Genomic DNA, 1,225 nt, shown 5'->3' with positions numbered 1-1,225 from the left:
CCTCGCTGGGGGACGGGGTGCGGCGGGCGCTGGGGCGCGAGCCGAGGGACTTCGCGGACTACGCCCGGGCGGCCGCCGCCACCGGCGTGTGGAACACCTGAACAGACCCGCCGACGGCGGCCGCAACCGGCCGCCACCGGGCGGGTGTTGATCGAGAAACCGAACGGACTCTGGAGGTCTGGTCATGTCGGACGGCACAACGGTCTGGTCGAGCGAGCAGTCACTGGGCGCACTGCCCGAACACATCCGGGGCTTCGGCCTGATGCACGTCGCGATGCGCCGGGACGCGGCCCGGCTGACCGCGGTCGCCGCCCGCGGCGGGTCGGGCTCCCCGACCGCGCTCGCCGAGTGGTTCGGGCGGCTGCGCGCCGTGATCGACTGGCACCACCACAGCGAGGACGAGATCCTCTGGCCGTACCTGCGCGACCGGGTGGCCGGCTTCGAGGGCAGCGGGGTGCTGGAGCAGGACCACGAGGCGCTGGACCGCACGATGAACCGGGTGGCGGGGGTACTGGCCGTCGGCCGCAGCTCCGAACTGCCGGACGCTGCAAGGGCGTTCCAGGACCTGGTGCGCGAGCACCTGGGGCACGAGGAGCCGGTGGTCTTCCCCGCGCTGGCCGGGCTGCCGGTGCAGGAGTACCTGCGGGTGGAGCGCCGGATCATCGGCAGCGCGCCCGGCCAGGTGATGACCTACCTGCAGCCGTGGATGTTCGACGGCGCGGACCCGGCCTCGGTGCGGGCTGTGTCCGCGACCATCCCGGCCCCCGTGCGACTGCTCGGGCGGACGGTGCTGGATCGACGCTACCGGCGCACCCTGGGCCCCGTCCTCTGAGCCGACCCGACCCGACCCGACCGGGCCCGGTCCCGCCCGACCCGGCACCGGAGCCCTCGACAAGTCCCCTGCCGCCAGGGCGGGTTCCGGTTGTCGCGGTTCTGTTGCGCGGCCCACCGCACGGTGGGAGGTGCCGCGTGTTCCGAAAGTCCGTCGGCACCGCACCCCGCGGGGCCGGGAGAGCAAAGGGGTCCTTGATGCGTTCGGATCAGAGCACTGTTCCGCAGTCCTACTCCGCGCCGTCCGCCATCGGCGGTATCGGGCACGGGAGTTCGTCCAACGGCGCCGGGCCGGGCAGGGCCGCCGGTCCCGTCCTGGTGGGTGCCACCATCGCGATGGGGCTGATGGCGGGGCTGTTCTTCGCCTTCGACGTGTCGGTGATGCCGGGCCTGG

General features: G+C 73.6%; 1 protein-coding gene and 2 pseudogenes. All 3 read left to right on the top strand.

The genetic code is table 11. From position 1 onward, the window contains the following. Positions 1 to 101: pseudogene (locus ABTY61_RS42135) on the top strand (NmrA family transcriptional regulator); the annotation flags it as partial. 83 nt (positions 102 to 184) lie between these two features. Then, complete coding sequence (locus ABTY61_RS41890) at positions 185 to 832, top strand: hemerythrin domain-containing protein (protein ID WP_350510500.1); 648 nt, start codon at positions 185 to 187, stop codon at positions 830 to 832. Between the two features lie 197 nt (positions 833 to 1,029). Further along, positions 1,030 to 1,225: pseudogene (locus ABTY61_RS41885) on the top strand (hypothetical protein); the annotation flags it as partial.

The sequence above is a fragment of the Kitasatospora sp. NPDC096128 genome (genome assembly GCF_040303105.1).
Classification (GTDB): domain Bacteria; phylum Actinomycetota; class Actinomycetes; order Streptomycetales; family Streptomycetaceae; genus Kitasatospora.
Note: the sequence above shows the minus strand (reverse complement) of the source record. Positions and strands in the feature narration are given on the sequence as shown.